General features: G+C 71.9%; 17 protein-coding genes and 1 pseudogene. 6 read left to right on the top strand and 12 right to left on the bottom strand.

Annotated elements, in window-relative coordinates; all coding sequences use genetic code 11:
* Positions 1 to 25 precede the first annotated feature (25 nt).
* On the bottom strand, positions 26 to 487 hold the full coding sequence (locus ACP4IX_RS16635) for a MarR family winged helix-turn-helix transcriptional regulator (protein WP_426526037.1): 462 nt from the start codon (positions 485 to 487) through the stop codon (positions 26 to 28).
* A gap of 93 nt (positions 488 to 580) precedes the next feature.
* Here ACP4IX_RS16635 and ACP4IX_RS16640 point away from each other — a divergent pair, with 93 nt between their 5' ends.
* Positions 581 to 949, top strand: coding sequence for a VOC family protein (locus ACP4IX_RS16640; RefSeq protein ID WP_426526035.1), 369 nt, complete (start codon positions 581 to 583; stop codon positions 947 to 949).
* A 440-nt stretch (positions 950 to 1,389) separates the two neighbouring features.
* Positions 1,390 to 1,842 (top strand): hypothetical protein, encoded by a 453-nt coding sequence (locus ACP4IX_RS16645; RefSeq protein WP_426555955.1) that lies wholly within the window; start codon positions 1,390 to 1,392, stop codon positions 1,840 to 1,842.
* A 351-nt stretch (positions 1,843 to 2,193) separates the two neighbouring features.
* Here ACP4IX_RS16645 and ACP4IX_RS16650 read toward each other — a convergent pair whose 3' ends face one another.
* On the bottom strand, positions 2,194 to 2,589 hold the full coding sequence (locus ACP4IX_RS16650) for a VOC family protein (protein WP_426526031.1): 396 nt from the start codon (positions 2,587 to 2,589) through the stop codon (positions 2,194 to 2,196).
* A 171-nt stretch (positions 2,590 to 2,760) separates the two neighbouring features.
* Here ACP4IX_RS16650 and ACP4IX_RS16655 point away from each other — a divergent pair.
* A pseudogene (locus tag ACP4IX_RS16655) lies at positions 2,761 to 3,069 on the top strand (IS5/IS1182 family transposase); the annotation flags it as partial.
* 483 nt (positions 3,070 to 3,552) lie between these two features.
* Here the strand turns inward: ACP4IX_RS16655 and ACP4IX_RS16660 are convergent.
* The 6 genes from ACP4IX_RS16660 to ACP4IX_RS16685 form a co-directional block, all read right to left on the bottom strand.
* Positions 3,553 to 4,071, bottom strand: a complete 519-nt coding sequence (locus tag ACP4IX_RS16660) for a transglycosylase SLT domain-containing protein (RefSeq protein ID WP_426526029.1) — start codon at positions 4,069 to 4,071, stop codon at positions 3,553 to 3,555.
* A 528-nt stretch (positions 4,072 to 4,599) separates the two neighbouring features.
* On the bottom strand, positions 4,600 to 5,958 hold the full coding sequence (locus ACP4IX_RS16665) for a TIGR02679 family protein (protein WP_426555956.1): 1,359 nt from the start codon (positions 5,956 to 5,958) through the stop codon (positions 4,600 to 4,602).
* Positions 5,949 to 10,187 carry a TIGR02680 family protein gene (locus ACP4IX_RS16670; RefSeq protein WP_426555957.1) on the bottom strand — a complete coding sequence of 1,413 codons (4,239 nt, stop codon included), beginning with the start codon at positions 10,185 to 10,187 and terminating at the stop codon, positions 5,949 to 5,951. The genes ACP4IX_RS16665 and ACP4IX_RS16670 overlap by 10 nt, the downstream gene beginning before the upstream one ends.
* Positions 10,188 to 10,195: 8 nt before the next feature.
* Positions 10,196 to 11,464 carry a TIGR02678 family protein gene (locus ACP4IX_RS16675; protein ID WP_426555958.1) on the bottom strand — a complete coding sequence of 423 codons (1,269 nt, stop codon included), beginning with the start codon at positions 11,462 to 11,464 and terminating at the stop codon, positions 10,196 to 10,198.
* Entirely contained in the window at positions 11,461 to 13,074 is a 1,614-nt protein-coding gene (locus ACP4IX_RS16680; protein ID WP_426555959.1) for a TIGR02677 family protein, read from the bottom strand. Before ACP4IX_RS16680 ends, ACP4IX_RS16675 begins: the two co-directional genes overlap by 4 nt.
* A gap of 31 nt (positions 13,075 to 13,105) precedes the next feature.
* The gene (locus ACP4IX_RS16685) at positions 13,106 to 13,594 is read right to left on the bottom strand and encodes an ATP-binding protein (protein ID WP_426526019.1); all 489 of its coding nucleotides are present in this window, start codon (positions 13,592 to 13,594) and stop codon (positions 13,106 to 13,108) included.
* Positions 13,595 to 13,738: 144 nt separating this feature from the next.
* Between ACP4IX_RS16685 and ACP4IX_RS16690 the strand changes: the two genes are divergently transcribed.
* The 3 genes from ACP4IX_RS16690 (at position 13,739) to ACP4IX_RS16700 (ending at position 16,056) form a co-directional block, all read left to right on the top strand.
* Positions 13,739 to 14,608: a helix-turn-helix domain-containing protein gene (locus ACP4IX_RS16690; RefSeq protein WP_426555960.1), complete on the top strand. Its 870-nt coding sequence runs from the start codon at positions 13,739 to 13,741 to the stop codon at positions 14,606 to 14,608.
* Positions 14,605 to 14,802 (top strand): DUF397 domain-containing protein, encoded by a 198-nt coding sequence (locus ACP4IX_RS16695; protein WP_426555961.1) that lies wholly within the window; start codon positions 14,605 to 14,607, stop codon positions 14,800 to 14,802. The genes ACP4IX_RS16690 and ACP4IX_RS16695 overlap by 4 nt, the downstream gene beginning before the upstream one ends.
* A gap of 528 nt (positions 14,803 to 15,330) precedes the next feature.
* Complete coding sequence (locus ACP4IX_RS16700) at positions 15,331 to 16,056, top strand: SDR family NAD(P)-dependent oxidoreductase (RefSeq protein ID WP_426555962.1); 726 nt, start codon at positions 15,331 to 15,333, stop codon at positions 16,054 to 16,056.
* 238 nt (positions 16,057 to 16,294) lie between these two features.
* Here ACP4IX_RS16700 and ACP4IX_RS16705 read toward each other — a convergent pair whose 3' ends face one another.
* From ACP4IX_RS16705 to ACP4IX_RS16720, 4 genes are all read right to left on the bottom strand, one after another.
* Entirely contained in the window at positions 16,295 to 16,693 is a 399-nt protein-coding gene (locus ACP4IX_RS16705) for an ester cyclase (protein WP_426526011.1), read from the bottom strand.
* 264 nt (positions 16,694 to 16,957) lie between these two features.
* The gene (locus ACP4IX_RS16710) at positions 16,958 to 17,650 is read right to left on the bottom strand and encodes an SDR family NAD(P)-dependent oxidoreductase (protein WP_426526009.1); all 693 of its coding nucleotides are present in this window, start codon (positions 17,648 to 17,650) and stop codon (positions 16,958 to 16,960) included.
* 63 nt (positions 17,651 to 17,713) lie between these two features.
* Positions 17,714 to 18,538 (bottom strand): alpha/beta fold hydrolase, encoded by an 825-nt coding sequence (locus tag ACP4IX_RS16715; RefSeq protein ID WP_426526007.1) that lies wholly within the window; start codon positions 18,536 to 18,538, stop codon positions 17,714 to 17,716.
* Positions 18,539 to 18,677: 139 nt separating this feature from the next.
* Positions 18,678 to 21,434, bottom strand: a complete 2,757-nt coding sequence (locus ACP4IX_RS16720) for an ATP-binding protein (RefSeq protein ID WP_426526005.1) — start codon at positions 21,432 to 21,434, stop codon at positions 18,678 to 18,680.
* Between the last annotated feature and the right edge of the window lie 261 nt (positions 21,435 to 21,695).

Raw genomic sequence — 21,695 nt, forward strand, 5'->3', positions numbered from 1 at the left:
CCCGGCCGCGGGAAGGCGCCGGTGGTCATGTGTCGAAGGCTTCGGTCATGGCGTCGAGGTCGGCCAGGAGCGCCGTCAGCCGGTGCGCGGGGATGCTGTCGATCATGCGTTCCTCGATGGCGTAGACGGCGCTGCGGGCGGCGTGCAGGCGCTGTCGGCCGGTCTCGGTCAGGTGGATGGGCAGGGCGCGGCCGTGGTCGGTGCTGGTGGCTTGGGTGATCAGGCCTGCGTCCTTGAGGCCGCGCAGGACGACGTTGGCCGACTGCCGGGTGACGAAGGTGCCGCGGGCGAGGTCAGCGTTGGACAGGCCGGGTTGTTCGTCGAGGAGTTCGAGGCAGGAGTACTGCGGGACGGTGAGGTCGTGCTCGCGCAGGGCCTTGTCCATGGCGCCGCGCAGAGCGGCGGAGGCCTTCTTGAGCCGGTATCCCACGTGTTCGGTGACGTCCTTGGCCGGATGCGGCGGGGGAACAGGTACCTGGTCTTCCATGTCAGCATTTTGACATAGCGGTGGCGGATGCCTACTGTCCCCTATGTCAAAGTTTTGACTTCACAGCTCCGCTGACCAACCCTGGGAGAGATCATGACCGCCACCGTCGAAGGCCTCGACTTCATCGCCCTGCAGGTCAGGGACGTACCGGCTGCGGCCGCGTTCTTCGAGGAGAAACTCGGACTGCGCCGGGCCCCCGGGCCGGCGCACGCGGTCGTCTTCGCCACGACCCCGATCCCGTTCGCCGTCCGGGAGCTGCTGCCCGGCGTTGACCTGGACACCGTCGCCCGTCCTGGCCTGGGCGTGGCTCTGTGGCTGCGCACCTCTGATGCCCCGGCGCTGCGCGAGCAGCTCCTCGCCGCCGGCACGCAGGACGTCACCCCCCTCCAGGACAGCCCTTTCGGGCCGACGTTCTCCTTCACCGGACCCGAGGGCTACCGGCTCACCGTGCACGGAGGCTGACCGTGAAGGGGGCCGAGCGACGTCCGATGCGGCGAGTGGGCCCTCTGCTCGAAGAGCTTGGGGGAGCGTGCCGGGCGTCGGGCAGCAGACGGGACTTTGCGGACACGGCCTAACACTCCACTCTGACTTCGCGATCTTGTCGCGGACCCGGCTGGGAACGGGTACGGCCACCGCGTGATCATCGGTTGGTGTGGGGACAAACGAAGATCGTGCGGTGGCCGCGGACCATGGCGTGGGCCCTGCCCGCCGGCGGATGATGTTCGACCAGGCCATGGCCCGGATCCACTCCAGCAAATGAAGGAACGGGCAGGAATGACACCGAAGAGGTGGGGGTCCACGCCCGTTCTGTCGCCCGTCTCCCCCACGAGGTCCGGGACATCTCGCACGAAGGGCTCCGAGCCCATGCCCATGGCACGACCGACACACCTGCTGAGGTAGACATGAGCGACACCCGCGCCGGGGATCCGGTCGAGGAAATCCCGGTCAAGGAGATCCCCCCGCTGCTGTTGCGCATGGTCCCCGAATCCGCCGACTCCATCGCCGAGATGTTCCGCCGCCCCGCGGAAGCGGCCGTCCTGACCGAGGACGCGGCCGTGATGCTGTACGAACTGCTGGCCGGATGCTTCACCACGCCGGTGCTGCTGCCGCAGCTGAGGAGCGACAACCCGGACACGCGGCTGCTCACCCGGTGCTGGGACTTCGTGGAGCGCATCGTGGACCACTCCACGGAGCACGTCGGCGGTGCCGTCTACTTCGAGGTGCTGGATCAGCTCCTCCTCGACAGGGGTCTGGTGGAGGCCTCCTGGCTCTATATGAAGGAACGGACCCGGGCGCGCACCCTGCTGATGCTCGATGATGCCGACGTTCGTCTGCCCGGAATCAACCGACGATAGCCCGGGAAGGCGGGACGACAGGATCGGTGCGCGGCCGGCGGGGTCCACCGCACCGGCCGCCCGGCCGTGCGTCCACCGCCCTCGACGGCTTCGGATCGGACGGCACTCGTACGTGCGAGCCATGGGTCCGGAAGTCGGCCCGTGAGGCAGGCGGTCCTTGAGGAGGCCGTCGCCACGCTCGGGGAGCGACGGACACCGCGGGTGAGCGAGAGATGCTGCATGAGCTGTATTCGCGCTGCGGCGCCACCTCGGACGGCTCGGCAACAACCTAGCCACCGAAGTCCCTACTGAGGTCTTCTCGGCAACGTGATAGTTGCGGAGTGTGACGGGGTGCGGGTGCCCGCTCGCGGTCTAGCTCTGCGGTGCCAGGGTGCGCAGGACACAGAACTCGTTGCCCTCGGGGTCTGCCATGACCACCCAGTTCCGGTCCGAGCCCTGGCCCACATCCGTCTTGGTGGCGCCGAGGCGGAGCAATCTGGTCACCTCGTCCTCGGTGCTGCCGTCGATCGGGCTGACGTCGAGGTGAAGCCGGTTCTTCACGGTCTTGCCCTCGGGCACCTGGATGAACAGCAGGGTGGGCGGCATCTGGCGGGCCCGAACATCCTCGACGGTCGGCACCCAGGAGCCGATCTCGACCTTGCCCTCGCTCCGGTCGATCACCTTGAAGTCCAGGACCTCGCACCAGAACGCCGCGAGCTTCTCCGGATCACGGCAGTCAACGGCCAACTCGGTGAACCTGCTTGTCATGACTCTCCCAGATAGTGCGGACGGCGCTCAGAGTATGCTGCCCGTCCGACAGACCCGAGATCTTCCCGACCAGGGACATCAGACGGGCTTGACCCGGCATCAGATACGCGAGAAGCCCCTGGTAGGAGGTCTGCGAAAGAACAGGTTCCGGGTACCGAGAGGCTTCACGCGTTGGCCAGTATCACCTACACCGGCGTGCTCGATGTCAGCCGGGCCACTGCTGAGGCACTCGCGACGCTGCTGCTCGAACATCGTGAGCGTCTCGGGACCCGAGAGGGCACCCGCGCCCCAGGGCCGTTCAAGCAGGGCGTGTTGATCCTGCGCTGGTTCCTGGACGGTGCCCGGCTGACTCAACTCGCCCGCGACAACCGGATCTCCGCCCCGACGGCCTACCGCTACCTCCATGAAGGGCTGACCGTGCTCGCCGGCCTCGCCGCCCCGCAGCTGCTCATCGCGGCAGGTCGCAGAACGGGCTCAGGGGCTGAGGGACGGAATGCCCGGCACTACACACGTGACGGGTCACGGGCAGGGCGTCGGCCTGAACGACTCATGGACGAGGACAAGCGGGGCCGTGTGGTCGGCTCACTGCCTTACGGTCACACTCACACACCCTCCGCGAGCCCATCTCCAGCCCCTGTTCGGTGAGCCGGACGGTGCGGGTGCCCGCCTGGCGGATCTTGCCGGGCGAGACCGCGTCGGCACGGCTGTTCGACTGAGCTGCATGCGGGGCCGGGCCAGGGTCCCTCGGAGCCTGCCGACGGCCCGCTCAATCGTCGGGCAGCTCCGTACGGCCGTAGGGGGCGTGGTGGCACCTCTGCGACTTTTCTGGGACGCACGGGGTGCGACGCAGGCGGGGCCGGAGGGACGTGTCGTGCCTCCGGCCCCGCCGTGCTGCCTGGGCCCCGCCGGCCTCCGCGCGGGACCGGTTGTCCCGGGGGCTCAGGCGGTCGGTGGGTCCGCCGGTCAGTAGGCGGAGTCGACGTTGTCCATGGAGCCGTACTTGTCGGCCGCGTAGTTGCAGGCGGCGACGATGTTGGCGACCGGGTCGGTGATGGAGTCCTTCGTGCCCTTGACGTGGTAGGCGTCGAAGGTGGGCTGGATCGTCTGGAGCAGGCCCTTCGAGGGGATGCCGTTCTGGGCGTTGACGTCCCAGTTGTTCTGCGCGTTCGGGTTGCCGGACGACTCACGCATGATGTTGCGGTGCAGGCCTTCGTAGGTGCCCGGGATGTTCTTGGCGTCCATGACGTCCAGGGCGGTGCGGATCCAGCCGTCGAGGTCGTCGCCGTGCTTCTTCTCGCCGGCCTTGACGATGGCCTTGATCTCGTCGGTCTGGGCCTGGGTCTGCGCGGTGGATGCCTTGGCCGGCTCGGCGGCGTGTGCCGGGCTCGGGGCGAGGGTGAGGGTGACGGCGGCGGCGCCCGCGGCGGCGAGGGAGGCCACGGCGGACTTGCGGAAGTTGGGACGGCTCATGATGGCGTGCACGGGTGTACCTCTCCATTCGGGAACGTGATGGGGAGGCCGACGGGGGGTCGGCGACGCGGTGTCCGCGTTGGACGCGGCTTCGCGTCATCAGGGCCGGTGTCTGGATCACGAACGGGCTCTTCCCGTCCGGTCCCGGCGCTCGGCTCCCCGGTACGTCGAACACACTGCGGAACGCTCCGGCGCCGCGACAAGTGTGTGACCTACTACGCCGCTTCGCAGACCGGCCGCGTGACGTGCCCGGACGGTCGGCGACCACGCGGGCGAGCGGCCGCCGGGCGTCTACTAACCCCGGCCCCGTGTGACGTGAGCCCTGTGCGCGTCCTCACAGAGCCGGTCACCCGGCGGTCGTCTCTCGTCACCCTGCGGAGACAGGTGCCTCACTCGACGATACGGCGCAGTCACCTTTCGGAGTCGTCCGGCAGGCCGGCGTCCCGTACCGGGCGAGGTGGTGCACGAGGACGCGCGTGACGAGGGTGTGTCAGTCGGTACGCGCAGGATTCCGCGCCCGCCGCGGCCGGGGGACGCGCCTCAGCGGGACTGCGTGCCGAGGTCCGTGAGCAGGTCGTTCAGTACCGTTTCCTCCTCGACCCGGACACCGCACTCGGCGAGAGCGACGGCCAGGGCCGGGTCCCAGGGGGTCGCAGCGGGCGGGCCCGTCAAATCCGGGGCTTCGGTCACCGCGGTCACCGCTGCTCGGTAATCCGCCGCCGTGTAGCGCCACGGCAGCCAAGGGACGCTTCGCCCCAGTGCTGTGGCGATGCGCACCCCGCCCCAGTCGAAATCGCCGTGATGGAGAAGGCGGGCTCCGCGCGAGGACTGGTCGCGCAGCAACGTGAGCGCGGCGGCGGACGGTTGCCCCTGAAGGCACACCATGGGCGGGCACGCCCGGCCGAGGGTGTCGGCGGCAGCGGACAGTACCGCGGGGTTCTCGCAGATGTGGACGGTTCCCGTCGGGGCAACGGAGGCAACCGGTGCGCGGCCGGTGAGGGAGCGGAGGGTCAGCACCGCCGGCTCCCCCGCGTCGGCCATCCAGTCGAGGGCCGGGGTACCGCGCAGGTTGAGGGTGAGGACGGTCGATGACAGGTCGTCCTTGAGCAGGCCCGCCGAGGCCCACGCCTCCCGCCGCCACTGCGCCCCGGATCCGTCGGGGAAGCCGGTGAGGCACCGGATGCCGGACAGGACGAGAGTGGCGAGCGGCGTCCCCTCGTCCAGGGCATGGGCGCCCGAGAGGTCCCGTGCCGCGAACGTCGCCCGCGACGTCGGGGGTGACGCGGGCAGTGCACGCAACGCGCGCACGGCGGCCTCCACCAAGGGGGCCGCCGCCTCCGGTGTGCGGGCGAGGCGTCGTACGAGACCGTCACCGCGGATCCGTTCGGCCCAGGGGGCCAGCTCCGCGTCGAGGGTACCGAGCGGGGCGTACGCCTCCTCCCAGGCCCGCTCCTCTCTGTTCCGCGTCTCGGCGTGGAGTACGACCGGGCCGGCGAGGGCGACGACGGCCGCCGCCAGGCCGCCGGGGCTGACACCGGAGCGACGCAGGATCTCGTCCACGATGTCGAGGCGGATGCCGAGGGAGCCGCGGGCTCGTGGTGCCCGTCCCAGGAGGCGTTCGGCGGCACGGCGTTGGGACTCGTCGGGGTCGGACAGGGTGACGGTGCCGGTGAGCGGCCGGCCGCGTGCCATCCGTTGCCGCACGCGGTCCACGAACCAGGTGAGGCCGGGATCGCCGAGCAGGCGTCCGAGGCGCTCGGGGTCGACGTCGGCCCGGGCTTCCGCCGGTGCGGGCCCCCTCGGCACCTCGTCCGTGGTCACGTCCGGCGGTGTCGTGCGTCCGGGTGCCGTCCGGCCGCCGTCGCGGTCGGGCGGGGCCGTCGCATGGTTCACGTCCACGGGGCCCCCTGCCCGCCGGCACTGTCGACCACGGCGGTCCGCCCTGTCCCACGGGATGGACTCACAGGGCCGTCGGGCCGCTCGCCGGAGTCTCCGGCACCGGTGGCCGCCGCGAACGCGTCCGCCCCGTCACCGGGCTCCGTGCCGCGCCGCCGTTCGCTGCCGTCCCATTCCCACCGTGTCACCAGTACGGCGTCGATGTCGTCGACGCGGGAGAGCTGGGCGATGGCGATACCCGGCACCTGGGGGTAGCAGGCCCATTCGCGCTCACTGGTCATGACGACGTCGAGGTCGAAAGCGCGCAGCAGTCCGAGGCACTTGGCGCGGGAGTCGTCGTCGACGCCGGCGAACGCCTCGTCCAGGGTGACCAGGCGCGGGGCGTGCGCGCCGCCCGCGCTCGCGTAGTGCGAGGACGCGGCGGCGAACAGGGGTACGGACGCGGCCAGCACCCGCTCCCCGCCCGAGGCGGGACCGGTGGCAGGGACCCACTTGCCGTGCTGGTGGCGTTCGACGCCGAACTCGTGCCAGGACCGGTAGTCGAGGGCTGCGGTGAGGTCCTCCAGCCAGCTGCCGGCGCTGTCGTCGGCCTGCCGGTGGGCGATCTGCTCCTGGAGGAACGCACCGACTGCGGCCCGGTCCTCGGGGGACCACGCGTCGGCGGACTGACGCAGCCGTTCGCGGGCCTGAGCCAGTCCCTGCGGAGCCCGGCGGGACGCTCTCCACACCAGCCGCAGCTTCATGCCCGTGGAGGTCGGGCGCTCCTCCAGCTCCCTGTTCATGGCAGCCACCTGCCGTTCGGCCGCCCCGATCAGCTCCTGGAGCGTCCCGGCGACCTCGGTGATCAGATGGGTCTGGAGGATCTCGCGCTCGCGTGCGGACAGGATGCGGGTCAGTTCCGCTACCTCCACGGCCAGCGCCTCCGCGAGTTCGGGCACGGCCCGTTCCCGGCCCTGATAGACGATGTCGACCCGCATGCCGTCCTCGCTCGGGCGGGCGGTGGCGGTGTGGCCGTGCCGCGACAGCGCGTCCTGGAGCCTGCCGAACTCCTCGCTCAGCCGTTTCTGGACGCGCTCCCACGCCGCGTCGGTGTCGTCGATCGCGGAGAGCCGGGACTCCACCGCCCGCGCGAGGGCGACGGCGGGGGTCGCCGCCCATGTCCCTCCGCCGTCGTCCGGTACGTCGATGTCGGGCAGCGCGACGGCGAGCAGCCCCGTCGCGGCGAACCGCTGGAGCGCCGCGACCGCTTCCTCCCGCGCGGCGGTCGCCTCGGTGACGTCCTCGGTGAGCCGCTCGATGCGTCCCTCGGCTCGGCTGGCCCGCCGGTCGGCGTCACCGTAGTCCGCCCGGGCCTGCCGCTGCTCGTGCTCGCAGGCCCGGGCCGCCTCGGCCGTCTCCTCCAGTTGCCTCTGCAGCTCGGCGACGGCCGCTCCGACGGTGGAGCGGAGCGTCGTGAGGTGTTCGTCCGCCGCCGCGGCCGACCGCGCCGCCTCCGTGGCGCGCTCCGCGAGTCCGGACACGAGGAGTTCGGCCCGGCCGGTCTCCTCCCGCTCACCGGCCACCGCGCGCTCGGCCTCCGCGCGCTCGCGCAGTGCCGGCCACAGGGCCGCCAGGAGCGCGGTGTGGTCGGCGAGCGCCTGGCGCACGGCGCCGAGTCCCGTGTGGTCGGCGGGGAGGTTCAGGGCCGCCGCGGTGTCGGTGAGTTCGGCCGCCGCACGATCGGCCCGCTCCGCCGCCGGAGCCAGTTCCGCGGCACGTTCGTCCCGCCGGGCTCGGGCCCGACGGACCGCTTCGGCCGCGGCGGTGACGCGTGCGTGGGCGCGCCGCAGGTCGTCGTCGCCGGGCAGTGCGGCGAGTTCGGCGTCCAGCGTGGCACGGCGCCCGGCCACGGCGCGGGACTCCTCGGCCAGTCGTTCCCGCTCCGCCGTCAGGCCGTCGATCTCGGCGCGCAGTTCCCGCGTGCGGACACGGCGTGCCTGCTCCCGCGCGCCTTCCCCCACGTACTGGGCGCTGTCCTTGGCCCAGCTCCCGGTGAGCGCCCCGACGCGGAAGCGCCCGTCCCGGCAGACCCAGGTGTCGTAGCCGCCGGCCTCCCAGGAGGCCTCGCCGGACCCGTCGCTGTCGCCCGCGGCCAGCCCGATGGAGGCGAGCAGGCGCGCGACCGTCTCCTCCCCCACTGCGGCGGCCCCCGCGTCCGCGGGGTCGACGGCCGGGCACAGCGCACGGTCGAGTCCGGGTCCGCCGAGCAGCCCGACCGGATCGAGCAGTACGTCGTGTCCGTCCGCCGCGACCGCGGAGCCGTCCGGCCGCACCCAGGCGTCGAGGAGCCCCGACGCCTGCAGCGCGGCTTCCAGTCCCGCACGGTCGGCCGCGGTGACGTGTGGGTGGAAGTCGACGAGCCGCCACAGCGGGGCGCCGGGGTCCCGGTCCCGTACGCCAGGTGTGCGGGTGGGGGGAGCCGCGGGGCCGCGCTCCCCGCCTGATTCGAGGGCGGTCAGTTCCTCCACCGCCAGTCGCTGCCGCTCCGCCGTCGCCGCCTCGCGGTGGGCCAGTCCGGCCGCCCGGTCGGCCAGGCCGGAGGCGGCGGCGCGATGCGCCTCGCTCGCCGCCGTACGGGCGGGCATCGGGCCGTCCAGAGAGCTCGACCAGTCCTGTACGGCGTCCAGGACCCCGGGCAGCCCGGGCACCCGCAGCTCCACACATCCGGAAAGACGCTCCCGCACGGCCGTGACCAGCGCCCACCCCTCCCGGGCCACGTCCTCCTCCGCCTCGGCCAGTCGCTCCTCCCCGTGCACGACCTCCTCGTCGGCCTCGTCGACGCGCAGCCGAACGGCGCGGTGCCGCTCCTCGGCCTGCTCGGCCCGCGCGACGAGATCCCCCACGTGCTCGACGGCGCGCTGCCTGCTCGCGGTCGCCTCGTCCGCCTCCCGGCGCAGAACCGGGTCGGGGGCTCCCTCCGTCCTGGGGAGCTCGAGCCGGGCGGCTACGGCGCTCTCGGCCACCCGGTCCCGGATCCCGTCCAACGCCTCCCGGGCGGCTGTCAGCCGGTTGGCCGCGGTGGCGAGCCGGCCCAGAGCCCGGGTGTGTGCCTCGGCCGCCGTACGCCGGTCCGCCTCGGCCCGTTTCAGGTCTGCCGCCGTGCGGGAGGCGTCGTCCGCCGCCCGGTCGAGCGCGCGGGCGTCGCGCATCTCGGGCCGGGACCGCAGCGTGGCGTCCTGGGCGGCCAGCCGTGCGGCCCGCTCGTCGAGGGCGGTGCCCCTCGCCGCGGCCTGCTCGCGTTCCGCCGAGGCCCGGTCCCGGTCCCCCTGTGCCCTGGCGAGTTCCCGTTGCAGGTTCTCGTACCGGGAGTGTTCGCGGCGGGGCAGGCGGGCGCGGCGCCGGGAGGCGAGGCGGGCGTAGCGGCGGTAGTGGTCGAGGAACGCCCTGGACGCCTGTTCGGCCTCGCGGGCCGCCCGCAGTTCCTCCTTCTCCTCGTCCAGCGACCGGAAGGCCTCCGCCGCGTCGGCGACGACCGCCTGGTCCATCGGCGGGAGTGCCTCGGTCAGTGCCCGGGACAGGGCGGCCTCGCTGGGGCGCTTGGACAGCTGGGGCTGGCGCAGCTGGATCAGGAGGTCGACGAGGGCGCCGTAGCGCCGCTCCCCCAGCCCGAAGAGGGCTTCGTCGACCGCCCTGCGGTAGGCCTTCGCCGTGTCGTACACCATGCCGTGGGCGCCGATGGCCTCGGCGAGCCGGTCCCGGGACAGTGCCGTCCCGGTCGCGTCCAGCAGGCCGAGGCCGGCGCCGACCCGCTGGCCGGTGACCGCGAACCAGTGGCGGGCGATGCCACGCCCGGCGACCGCCTTGAGTCCGCACAGCAGCGTGCGGAAGTGCGCCTCACCCGTGCTGCCGTCGAGTCGTCCGAACTCGATCCAGGTGTAGCCGAGCCGTTCGGGGTGCGGGTGCGCGCCGCCCAGGAGGAGGTTCCACTCCATGCGCTTGCCGGGGTCGCCGTCGGGTTCGACGCGACGGGCGGAGAGGTCGCCGTCCAGGAGGAACGGCAGGGTGAGGGCCAGCACCTTCGACTTGCCGGTGCCGTTGTTGCCGCGCAACAGCAGCCGGCCGTCGCGGAACCAGAACTCCTCGACGTCGTAGTGGAAGAGATCGACGAGTCCGATGCGCAGGGGCCGCCACCGGCCGGGCGCGGGAACGGGCAGCGCGGGGCCGGGCGACTCGGGGCCGGGGAGCGCGGTCACGGGGCGGTTCACCTTTCGTCCTGCACGGGCTGCACGGGCCGCACTGGTCGTTCCGTCGTGGCGGACCTGCGGGCCCGTCCGGGTTCCCTGACGACAGGTTCGCCGACCGCGTACCGCGCGAGGGCCGGCCGCGGTACGACGCCCCCTTCGGTGCGCTCGGCGAGTCCCAGCGCCACCAGCCTGGCCAGCGCCTGCTCGACGAGTTCGGGCTCCGCTCCCGGTTCCCTCGCCGACTTGGACCAGAACCCGCCGTGCTCCACGGCCAGTTCCCGTACGCGTGCCGCCAGTTCCGCCGGTTCGACGGGCCCGTCCGCCCGGGCCAGGTGCCCCGCCAGCAGCAGGGTGATGTGGCCGTGGGTGCCCTGTTCCGGCATGCGCGCGTCCGTGAGGTCGTCCATCGGGTCGACCATGGCGATGCCCTCGGCCCGGGTCTCCGGGACGAGTCCCGTCAGCTCGTTGATGCGGGCGGTGATGAAGCCGCGCTGCCGGGTGAGGTAGGCCAGTTCGTCGTCGGTCAGGTCGTCGTAGTACAGCACCGGGTCGTCCAGCAGGATGCGGGTCAGTTTCCAGCGGACCGCCCGGAACCTGAGCTCGTCGCTGTCGAGCACGGTCGACGCGGTCATCTCCACCAGGCGCTCCTCGAAGCCGTCGGCCTCGACCATGGAGGGACCGCGCAGGGACGCGGGCATCCCGGCCAGCACGCGCCGCCGCACGTCGTACAGCACGTCGCCCGATCCGCTGACGTAGGCGTCCTCGTCGCCGGCGACCCGCCGCAGCACGCCGAGCCGCAGCAGCAGGCGGACGACGGCCGCGAGGTCGAGGCGCTCGTCGCGCCGCTCCAGAGTGAACGTGATCCCGGCAGCGACGAGTTCGGGATCGGCTGCGGCCAGGACGACCTGCTCGGCGAGGCGTCCGAGCGCCACCTGGGACTCGCCCCGTTCCAGCGCGGCCAGGGCCAGGCAGAGCAGGACGTAGCGGCGGCGGGTGAAGGGCAGGGCGCTGCGGGTGGCCTCGCGCGCCGGGTGTGTGGCGTCGGTGAGGGTGCCCGGTGTCTTGCGCAGCCGGGCGGCGTCGGCGTCCGTGCGCAGCGTCCAGCCGACGTTGCGTTCGAACCACTCCCGCAGCTCGGCGGTGTGCCGGCGCACCAGCTTGAGCTCGTCCGCGTACGGTCCGTCGGCCGTGAGCAGCGGCTTCTTCAGCAGGGCTCGTGCGGCCTTCTGGAGGTCGGCCTGCCGCTGGCCGTCCAGGACCTCGGCCAGGGGGCGGGGGCCACTCATCGGTCCTCCGTGAGTTGGGGAACGGTGTCCCGCCGCGGGGCGGGGAGGGAAACGGGTGCCGATGGCGGTGCGGCGGCGCGGTCGCCCTGCCCCACCGTGAGGTCGACGATGTCGATCAGGTGATCGGGGCCGCTGAACACACCGTCGGGAGTGCGCACTTCGGCTGTCGATCCGTCGTCGAGGGCGGTCAGCCGGATCTCCATCGAACCGTCCCCGCTGGTGGCGACTGTGGTGATGGTGCCCGGCCGCCAGGTGGCGAGCGCGTCGCCGAGCAGCCGCAGGAACAACTGGAAGGCATGCGGGTCGAGTCCGCCGAGCCGGGACAGCCGCACCGGTCCGTCCGTCACGAGACGGTCCCGCGCCCGCCTGGTCTCCTCCGTCTGCCGGGCGGCGATCTCGGCGAGCCGGCGCTTCGCCTCACCCCGGTCGGCCACCCGGCGCGGCTTGCCACGCCTCTCATAGCTGCCGGTGCGACGCAACTGGGGGCTGATACTCAGCGGCCGTGCCTCGTGCCACGGGGTGGAGGCCGGCTCAGGGGCGGCCGTCCGTTCGGCGAGGGTGTCGGCGTCGACGGTGAGGTGCCGGGAGGAGTGCAACCCGAACGCCACCCGCCACAGCCGGTGCCGTGCCGCGTCGTCGGGTGCCTGGGCGAACCAGCGCGCGAGGGTGCGGAAGTCGGCCGACCGGTCCGAGCGTCCGGCCCGCCGCTCGTTGAGCTGCCGTACGACGGCCAGCAGTTGCGGGATCGAGCCGAGTGCCCGCCCGCGCAGCAGTCTGGCCTGCGACTCCCGCCCCTCCCCCGACACGAACCACTCGGCGAGCCCGGACCACCGGGCGGTCCACCGCTCGTACGCCACCGCCTCCGCCCGCTCGGCGTCCTCGGGAGCGGCGTCGGCGGCCTCGCGGGCGGCGGCGAGCCGCAGCAGCGGACCGACCCGCTCCTGCTCCTCCAGTTCCCCGATGAGCAGGGCGATCCGCCCGCCGAGGGTGATGAGGTCCTGGATGAACCGCTCCAGGTACTGGATCAGCCGGTCCTTGTACGCGAGGAACGCCTCGACCTCGATGTCGTGCAGGTCGATGGTGCGCTGGAGCGAGCCCATGAAGGCGCGGGCGTTGTCGGCGAGGTCGGTGAAACGCGCCGTCAGCACGGACAGCGCGACGTAGGTCTTGGCCGGGTCGGGCTCTCCCTCCGCGGCGATCACCAGCAGCGCACGCAGTTGCGTCACGATGTCGTGCAGCGCGACCGCCTGGAGTTCGCCGCGCCGGCCCAGCACCTCGTCGTACGTCCCCAACGCCGCCTCGGCCGCCTCACCGGCCCGGGTGAGCTGGTAGATGAACCGCCTGCGGTAGAAGTCCTCGACCGCCGTCACCCGCGCGTGATCGGGGTCGGCCCGCAGATTGCCCCACTCCACGAGCTTGTCCAGCGCCTGCGTCACCGCGTCCGGGTCGGCGGGCCGGCTCCCCGCGTCCAGGGCGGCGTACACGTCCTCCGGCCGCAGATGCACCGCGAACCGCTCCTTGGCGGCGAGGAACGCGCGCATGACCTGGCGGTAGAGGGGGGCGTTGGGGACGGTGAGGTGGGCGAACGGAGAGTAGTCACTGGCGGTCATCTCGCCACATTGTTCCACCAGGGCCCCGAGCTCACAGGGGAGTTGCGAACACGCACTCCGCCCAGACCGTCTTGCCCGGATCTCCCGGCCGGAGGTGCCATCCCCAGCGGGTGGCGAGACCCGCGACCAGCAGCAGACCTCGGCCGCTGTTGTCCTGCGGGTCGGGTGCGGGCAGCGCGTCCGGTTCGGGTGGTGTGCATTCGGTACGGGTGTCGGTGACCTCGATCCTGACCGTGCGGGCGGGTTCGCTCGCGCGCAGGAGCAGATGGAAGTCCCGGCCGGCGACGTGGCCGTGCCGTACCGCGTTGGCGGTCAGCTCACCGACAATCAGCACGATCTCCTCGTGCGGGCCGGTGCCGTACGGGATTCCCCAGGCGTCCAACCGGTGTGCGGCCAGCCGGCGGGCGAGGCGGGCGCCCCGCGGGGTGGAGGTGAACCGCATCTCGAAGGTGTGGCTCAAGACATCGCTGGGACGCGTGGGTTGGGAGGCACTGGGGGGGCTGGGGAGTTGGCTCGTCATGCCGACGACGGTGCCTTCGGTCGCGTAGCGTGACCAGTGGTGACGCACCGACACGGCCCGTTGTACGCGTTGCGGCGGTACGGGTACGCGGTGCGCGGCGTGACGAGGTCGCCGGGGCGGCGTTGGGGCAGGGAGGCGGTAGCGATGACCGAGGTCGCACGCGAGGGGGCCGACACCGTGGTGGCGGACGACGCGGGCCAGGCGACGGCGGACACGTCCGGCCAGGCCGTGGTCGCCGCGTTCGGGCAGACGATGAAGACGCTGCGGGTACGGGCGGGGCTGGAGCGGGAGGAGTTCGGGCGGCGGATCGGCTATTCGGCGTCCACGGTCGCGTCGTACGAGCAGGGGCGGCGGATCCCCTCACCCAGGACCATCGAGCGTGCCGACGAGGTTCTGGACGCGGGCGGGTTGCTGACGGTGTGGAAGGAGCAGGTGGAGCGGGCTCAGTATCCGGTGTTCTTCCAGGGAATGGCGACGCTCGAGAAGGAGGCCCTTGAGCTGCTTGCTTACGACACCCACGTACTCAACGGTCTACTCCAGACCGAGGAGTACACGAGGGCCGTACTCGACATGCGGCGCCCGGTCCTGGACCAGGAGACCGTCGAGCAACGGGTGGCGGCCCGGTTGGCCCGGCAGGACATCTTCAACCGGTGGCCCGCGCCTCTACTGAGCTTCGTACTCGAAGAAGCGGCGCTGCGGCACCCTTGGGGAGGCAAGGCCGTGCATCGGGGTCAGTTGGAACATCTGCTCCTGATCGGCGAGAAGCAGAATGTCGAGCTGCAAGTCATGCCAACAGATCGCGAGCACAACGCTGGGGTAGACGGCGCGTTCACGGTGATCACACGCAAGGACGGAATGAGGTTCGTCTACACCGAAGTGCAAGGAACCAGCGCCCTTCAAACCGAGCCGGAGCAGACGACTCTCGCCGCCGCCCGCTATGGGATCATCCGATCGCAGGCTCTCCCATCCCGAGAGTCGTTCGACTTCGTGGAAAGGTTGCTGAGATCGCTATGAAGAGCTCTGAGTCCTCAGCCGTAGCCTCCGGCCTCGCTTGGTTCAGGAGCAGCTACAGCGGAGCCGAGGGTGGCCAGTGCGTCGAGGTCGCGGCCGACACGGGAGTCGTACACATCCGGGACTCCAAGGCCATGGCCGGACCCGTCATTCGTGTCTCACGTGAAGCGTGGGCGGGGTTCGTCGGGAAGGCTTGAGGGTTACCCGAGGACGTGAGCCCTGTGCCGGCCCGGCCGCGGTGAGACCGCGGACCGGGCCGGCACGGGCGTGGGCCCCCGGGGGCCGTCGAACAGGGTGGCCGGGTCAGTCGGTCGTGTTGCCCATCCTCCAGACGGTCATGGACTTGATGACGCTGCCGTCGTCGAAGAGGCGCATGCCGAGGGAGTCCTGGCGGAAGGTCCGTTCCGGGAGCGGACCCGCCCTGGGCGGATGAACGGGAGCCGGGGGGGGCAGCGCCGGTCGATTCCTGCCACGCGGGGCGGGCTGAGGAATCCAGTCGCGTCCGGGAGGGGTTCGGCTCCGCCTGTGGGACTTCTCAGGGGCCTTCGGGCCGGTCCGGGAGACCGTGTCGGCCCGAGCGACTCATGCGGGAGGAAGCCGTGACACTATGAACGACAGGACTCGACAGCGAGGTCGAGTATCGGTTGGCCGGTGAGCCGGGCCCGGGTCCGACGCTGCGACAGCCGACAACCGGAACATACGGATCTGCTGTTGGAGGACGAGCCGTGTCGACCATTGCGATCGTGGGGGCGGGGCCGCAACTCGGGTTCGCCATCGGTGCGAAGTTCGCGGAGAAGGGCGGCTTCGACGTGGCGCTCGTGGCGCGACGTGAAGCGCAACTCGGGGCCATGGTCGACAGGTTCCGGAGCGCAGGGGTGTCGGCGGCCGCTTTCCCAGCCGATGTCACTGACCGGCCGGAGCTGGAGAAGGCGCTGGCGGCCGCAGAGGAGCACTTCGGAACCATCGACGTCCTGGAGTACTCGCCTGCCCCGACGCTGTCGGACCTGGCGGACCGGCCACTCGTCCCCGCGGTCGATCTCACTGTCGAAGCGGTTCTGCCCGAGCTCGAGACCAACTTCTTCGGCGCGATCGCCGCTGTTCGCCAGGTGCTCCCCGGCATGATCGACCGCGGTGCCGGCACCATCATCGGTACGAGCGGTGCCGGATCGGGCCCGATGGTCGTCCCGCAGGTCGCCAACGCGAACGTCGCGAACGCCGCCCTGCGCAACTGGCTCCTCGCACTGAACGAGTCCGTCGCCGGCCGGGGAGTGCACGTCGCGCACGTCGCCCTGGGCGCGCAGATCGGGAGTGGCCGGCCGAACTCGGAGCCGGACGTGATCGCCGACCTCTACTGGAAGGCCCACGTCGAGCGCGACGCCCCCGAGGTCTTCCACTACGACCTGCCCGAGGAGTTCGAGTTCCAGCTCGCCGACAAGTTCAGGACCGACTGAGCCCGGGGGTGCGCGACGGTCACCGGTGCGGTCGGTGGCACGCGGCTCGGCGTGCCGGCGGCCGATGACGCCGCGCTCCTGGTGCGAGCAGCGGGGCCGGGCGGACGTGAGCGGTACCCGCTGCGGATCGCGAGGACGTGCGAGCCGGTGGTCGACTGCCTCAGAAGCGGGGTGCCCCGTCCGGAAGGACGGGGCACCCCGCTTGCGTAGGACTCCGCGTCGGCCGGGTCCGACCGGGTCAGCCTGCGAGCTGCTCTTGCAGGGCCTCGGCGTCGTGGACGGCCGACATGTGCAGGAACTTCCCGTCGTGGACCCGGTAGATGGCGTACTCGACGATCTCGATCGACTTGCCGGTGGGAGCCGCCCCGAGCCACTCCTTGGTGGGGGTGCCGGTGTTGATCGCACGGACGGCGATGTTGTCGCCGTTGATGGCGAGCTCCTGGATCTCCCAGTGGAAGTCGGGGACCGCGTCGACGATGCTGTGCAACTGTGCGACGAGGGCCGCGCGGGAGCTCGGCTCGCTGTGCATGACGATGGATTCGTGGACGAACTCGTCCATGCGGTCGAACTCGCGCGCGTTGAGCGCCTCGACGTAGCGCTCGTAGAAGTCGCGCAGGTCGGTGGTGGTGTCGGACATGGGTCTTTCCCTTTCTGTGGCGCCCCGGACCCGGGGCGTGACCGAGCGGCGTCTCGCCGTGGGACTCACCCGTGGACGGTCTGGCCGCGCGGTGCTGCAGTGGTGTGGGTTCAGGCGGCGTGGAGGGCTGAGCGGAGTGCGGTGGTGGCCTGGGTGATGGCGGCTTCGGCGGCCTGGCTGCCTGGGTGCCTGCTGACGAAACCGACGTCGATGCGGGGGGATTGCGTTCGGTCCGCGGTTTTCAGGACGGTCGCGGCGGGACCGTCACCAAGGGAGCACACCGGAACGGTCGGTCACCGTGCCGGTGGGCGTGTCCGGCCCGAGGGTGGCGATGCGCACCGCTGCCTCGGCGCCCTCCTCGACACCGTGCCCGATGCGGCCGGTGAATTCGGTCGCGGTCTGGCCGGGGTCCACCGCGTTGAAACGGACGTCGGGAATCGCTTTGGCGTACTGCACGGTCAGCATGGTGACCGCGCTCTTGGACGAGCCGTAGGCGGCGAGCGGATACTGCGACTCGACCCGCTCCGGGTCCTGGACCAGCGTGAACGACCCGAGCCCGCTGGTGACGTTGATGACGGAGGGGACGGCCGCCGCTCGCAGCAGAGGCAGGAACGCGTGCGTGACGCGTACCAGCCCGAAGACGTTGGTCTCGTAGATGTGGCGGAGCTGACCGGCCGTCATGTTGTCGGGCGCGGCCACTTCACCGAGGATTCCGGCGTTGTTGATGAGGATGTCCAGGTGGCCGGCCCGCGCGCGCAGCGTCTCGGCCGCCGCGTCGACCGACGCGTCATCGGTCACGTCCAACTGGACGAAGTCGGCGCCGAGCCGGTCGGCGGCCTTGCGGCCGTTCTCGGCGTCCCGGGCTCCGATCCAGACCCTCTGGCCCGCCTCGACGAGTCGGCGCGCCGTCTCGTAACCGATGCCTCTGTTGGCACCGGTGATCAATGTGGTCGTCATGTCCTGCTCTCCTGTATACGTCCGTACTGTGCCGACGAGTTGTCCGCCGGAACCCGGCCGGTCTCAGCTCTCGATGAAATCGAGGAGGTCGGCGTTGACGGTCTCGGCGTTCACGGTGCACATGCCGTGCGACAGCCCCGGGTAGACCTTCAGGCTCGCGTTCTTGACCAACGTGACCGCCACCTCGGCGGAGCCGGCGATCGGAACGATCTGGTCGTCGTCGCCGTGCATGAAGAGCGTGGGCACGTCGATCGCCCGGAGGTCGTCGGTGAAGTCGGTCTCCGAGAACGCCTTGATCCCCTCGTAGTGGGCCTGCGCGCCACCGGCCATCCCCTGACGCCACCAGTTCCGGATGACACCCTGGGACGCGTCGGCGCCCGGGCGGTTGTACCCGTAGAACGGCCCGGAGGCGATGTCGAGGTAGAACTGGGAGCGGTCGGTGGCCACGGCCTCGCGGAAGCCGTCGAAGACCTCCACCGGCAGCCCCCCGGGATTCGATTCCGTCTGGACCATGAGCGGCGGAACCGCTCCGATGAGGACGGCCTTGGCGACCCGGCCGGCACCGTGTCCGGCGACGTACCGGGCGACCTCTCCGCCGCCGGTGGAGTGGCCGACGTGGACGACGTCGCGCAGGCCGAGGTGCGCCACCACGGCGGCGGCGTCCGCCGCGTAGTGGTCCATGTCGTGGCCGTGGCCGACCTGGGCGGAGCGCCCGTGCCCGCGGCGGTCGTGGGCGATGACGCGGTAGCCCCGACGGACGAGGAACAGCATCTGGGCGTCCCAGTCGTCCGAGCTCAGCGGCCAGCCGTGGTGGAACATGACCGGCCGGCCCGCACCCCAGTCCTTGTAGAAGATCTCGGTTCCGTCGCCGGTGGTGACGAAGGGCATGGTCTACTCCTCGTGGTCCGGCCCGAGTGCCGGGCGGATGCGATGTCTCCACGAGAATCGCTCGGCCACCGTGCCGACAGCCTCCGTCAGCTGACTGACATCCGGCCGACGGACTACTCAGGCCGGGGCCGGGGCAGTACTACATCCCGGTCGGCGGCTCGGGTGGCAGAGCGTCCAGGGCGTCGCGGAGCTCGGCGCGTGAGGTGATGCCCAGCTTCGGGAACACGCGGTAGAGATGGGACGACACCGTCCGCGGCGACAGGAACAGACGCGACGCGATCTGCGGGTTCGACAGTCCCGTCGCCGCCAGCCCGGCGACCTCCAGTTCCTGCGGGGTCAGGGCCTCCCCCGCCTTGCCCCGGGTGGCCCGCGTCATTCCGGTGGCCCGGAGTTCCGCCACGGCCCGGGCCTCCCACGGGCGCGCCCCGAGCTGCTCGAAGTGTCTGCGGGCGGCGGTCAACTGCGTCCGGGACTCCCGGTTGAGGCCTTGACGGCGCAGCGCCTCGCCGTACGCCAGATGAACGCGGCCGACCTCGAAGGGCCACTGTTCGGAGCCGGGCACTCCGAGCGCCTCCTCGAAGCACCGTGCCATGTCCTCGGGAGCCGATGTCATCGCCGTGACCGTGGCCACCGTCAGCGCCAGGCGCGACGACAGGCGGCCGACGCCGGCGTCGCGTACCGCTTCCGCATGCCGTCGCGCCTCCGCGTGCCGCCCGGACCGCAGGGCGGCTTCGACGAGGTCGGGTGCGGACAGCATCACGTCGGGGTTGAAGGGCGGCAGCACACCCGGGGCGCAGATCACCGCGGCGTGCCGGTAGGCCGTCTCGAAGTCGGCGGTGCCGAGGGCCGCCCGGGCCGCCGCCTGGTGGGCGTGGTTCTCCAGCCGCCGCAGGCGCCTGGGCCCCGACCAGTCCCAGATGTTCCGGCAGTGCTCGTGGCACACGTCGAGGTCGCCGCGCGTTGCCGCCGCCATCGCGGCGATGTAGTGCCCCACCTGAGCGAACAGGGGGTAGCCCGTCTCCTCGCACAGCGCGATGAGTTCGGCCGCGGCGTCGGCCGCCGCCTGCCACCGGCCGGCGTACAGGTCGTCGACGGCGATGAAGATCAGGCCCGGCATGCTCGCCCCCACCGCTCCGCCGTCGCGTATGACCCGGAGCACGGCCTCGCGGCAGCCCGGGAGCCGACCGAAGTACTCGGCCACCAGGGCGGTGCGGATGACCACGTCGGCGTCGGTCTGGCCCTTCAGCCGCGATATCTCCTCGTCCAGGCGGTGCAGCATGTCGTCGGTGACGGAGCCGAGGTCGTGGTGGATGCGCCCCAGGGACGCCGCGGCAGCGGGCGACGCTTCGGGAAGCCGGGCGAGCACGTCCACCAGAGGGTGCCAGTGCTCCTGTCGGCCCGAGAACTGGCTGGCGAGCGTGAGGGTGAACAGCGCGTTCTCCAGCTCGTCCTGTGGCAGGGCGGACGGGGCCGGGGCCTGCTCGATCGCCTTCATCAGGAGCACGTGGGCCGTGTCGGCGTCGCCCTCCGTGACGAGCGCCAGGAAGCCGGCGGCCGCAGCCGAGGAGAGCGACCGGGCCGCCGGGTCGCCCTGCACCTCGCGCATGATCTCGTGCGAGACCTCCAGGTAGCCCGCGACCCAGGCAGCGATGTACGCGGCCTGCGACAGGCGGCGCCTGCGGTCCGCCCGGCCGGGGCTCAGCTCGGCCGCGCGCCGCAGCCTCGCGACCGCGCCGTCGGCGTCACCGCGCCGCAGGCTGGTCCCGGCCGCCGACTCGATCACCGCGGCGACCGCCTCGTCGGGCACCGTCGTGGCTCTCGCGAGGTGGTCACCGCGGCGCTCGGGCTGGTCCGCCAGCGCGTCGGCCAGCCGGCGGTGGGCGCTGCGCCGCTGCTCGCCGGTGGAACCGTCGACCACCGCGGACCTGACCAGCGGATGCCGGAAGCGCACGGCGCGGCCGTCCTCCGTGACCATGGCCAGGTGGTCGCGCTCCGCGGGTGCGAGCCCTTCGAGCCCGCCCGGCCCGCCGGCCTCCTCGAGGACACCGATGTCGCCGGAGCCTTCGAGGGCCGCGAGCAGCAACAGGTCGCGTGTTCTCTGCGGCAGCCGTTCGACGCGGGCGGCGTACAGAGCACGGACGTCTCGTCCCGGGCCGCTCCCCCACCCTGCCCCGTTGCCGTTCCGGTCGCCGGACACACGGGTGGATGCGGCGAACTCGAGCAGTGCGAGGGGGTTTCCCTGCGCATCCCGCGCCACGGACGACAGGACTCGACGGGGGAGGTGGGCGAAGCGCCGGGACAGCAGTCGCAGTGCGTCCGCGTCGTTGAGCGGCGTGACCTCGACCTCCGTCAGGCCGGTGGACGGGAAGGGCTCACCGGACTGCGGCCGCTGGGCTCCGAGCAGCCCGATGCGGCGACCGCCCAGTCTTCTGGCGACGAATCCCACCGCGGACCGGCTCGCGTGGTCGACGACATGGAGGTCGTCGACCACCAGGAGCAGCGGCTGTTCCTTCGCGGCCTCTTCGAACAGTGACAGTGCCGCGTTCAGGACGGTGATCCGGCTCGGCGCGGGACCGACGCCGAGACCGAGCGCGACCTCGATGGCCTCCCGCATGGGCCGCGGCAGACGACCGAGCTCGTCCGTCAGTGCGGCGACGAGCTGGTGGAGTCCCGCGAAGCTGATGTCCGTCTCGTACTCGACGCCGCTCCCGCGGATGACCCGGGCGCCCTTCGCGGCCGCCAGCTCAGCGGCCGCGTCGAGGAGTGCCGTCTTCCCCACACCCGGCTCACCGGTGAGAAGGACGGTGGCTCCGTCCGTCGCGGCCTTGTCCAGGAACATCGCGAGCTCGCCGAGCTCGCGGTCTCGGCCGACCAGCCCGGTCGGGTCGAAGTCCACGCCCCTCACTGTTCCCGCCCGCCTCGCATCCGCTGTGCCCCTCCTCGTGCCGCGCGAAGCGGTCGAACGACCCACTGCGCACATGGCCGGGAAGTATCTCACCGGCGGGTGGCATGTGCGAGGAGTCCCTGCCGCGAGGTGGTCCGGCGCCCGGGGCCGTCCGACGCCGGGCTCAGCCTCGGACGGGGTCTTCACCTGCTGGGCGTCGAAGTCGAGTAGGTGAGCGTAACCATGTATGAGTGAGTGTCGTTGTCAGAGTGT

Source organism: Streptomyces sp. WG5 (assembly GCF_049974565.1).
GTDB lineage: Bacteria > Actinomycetota > Actinomycetes > Streptomycetales > Streptomycetaceae > Streptomyces.

Excerpts from the sequence above, each read along its gene's own strand:
- ACP4IX_RS16645 (WP_426555955.1), top strand. The coding sequence starts at position 1,390 with ATGAGCGACACCCGCGCCGGGGATCCGGTCGAGGAAATCCCGGTCAAG.
- ACP4IX_RS16695 (WP_426555961.1), top strand. The coding sequence starts at position 14,605 with ATGAAGAGCTCTGAGTCCTCAGCCGTAGCCTCCGGCCTCGCTTGGTTC.
- ACP4IX_RS16715 (WP_426526007.1), bottom strand. The coding sequence starts at position 18,538 with ATGCCCTTCGTCACCACCGGCGACGGAACCGAGATCTTCTACAAGGAC.
- ACP4IX_RS16650 (WP_426526031.1), bottom strand. The coding sequence starts at position 2,589 with ATGACAAGCAGGTTCACCGAGTTGGCCGTTGACTGCCGTGATCCGGAG.
- ACP4IX_RS16640 (WP_426526035.1), top strand. The coding sequence starts at position 581 with ATGACCGCCACCGTCGAAGGCCTCGACTTCATCGCCCTGCAGGTCAGG.
- ACP4IX_RS16635 (WP_426526037.1), bottom strand. The coding sequence starts at position 487 with ATGGAAGACCAGGTACCTGTTCCCCCGCCGCATCCGGCCAAGGACGTC.
- ACP4IX_RS16675 (WP_426555958.1), bottom strand. The coding sequence starts at position 11,464 with ATGAGTGGCCCCCGCCCCCTGGCCGAGGTCCTGGACGGCCAGCGGCAG.
- ACP4IX_RS16710 (WP_426526009.1), bottom strand. The coding sequence starts at position 17,650 with ATGACGACCACATTGATCACCGGTGCCAACAGAGGCATCGGTTACGAG.
- ACP4IX_RS16705 (WP_426526011.1), bottom strand. The coding sequence starts at position 16,693 with ATGTCCGACACCACCACCGACCTGCGCGACTTCTACGAGCGCTACGTC.
- ACP4IX_RS16690 (WP_426555960.1), top strand. The coding sequence starts at position 13,739 with ATGACCGAGGTCGCACGCGAGGGGGCCGACACCGTGGTGGCGGACGAC.
- ACP4IX_RS16685 (WP_426526019.1), bottom strand. The coding sequence starts at position 13,594 with ATGACGAGCCAACTCCCCAGCCCCCCCAGTGCCTCCCAACCCACGCGT.
- ACP4IX_RS16680 (WP_426555959.1), bottom strand. The coding sequence starts at position 13,074 with ATGACCGCCAGTGACTACTCTCCGTTCGCCCACCTCACCGTCCCCAAC.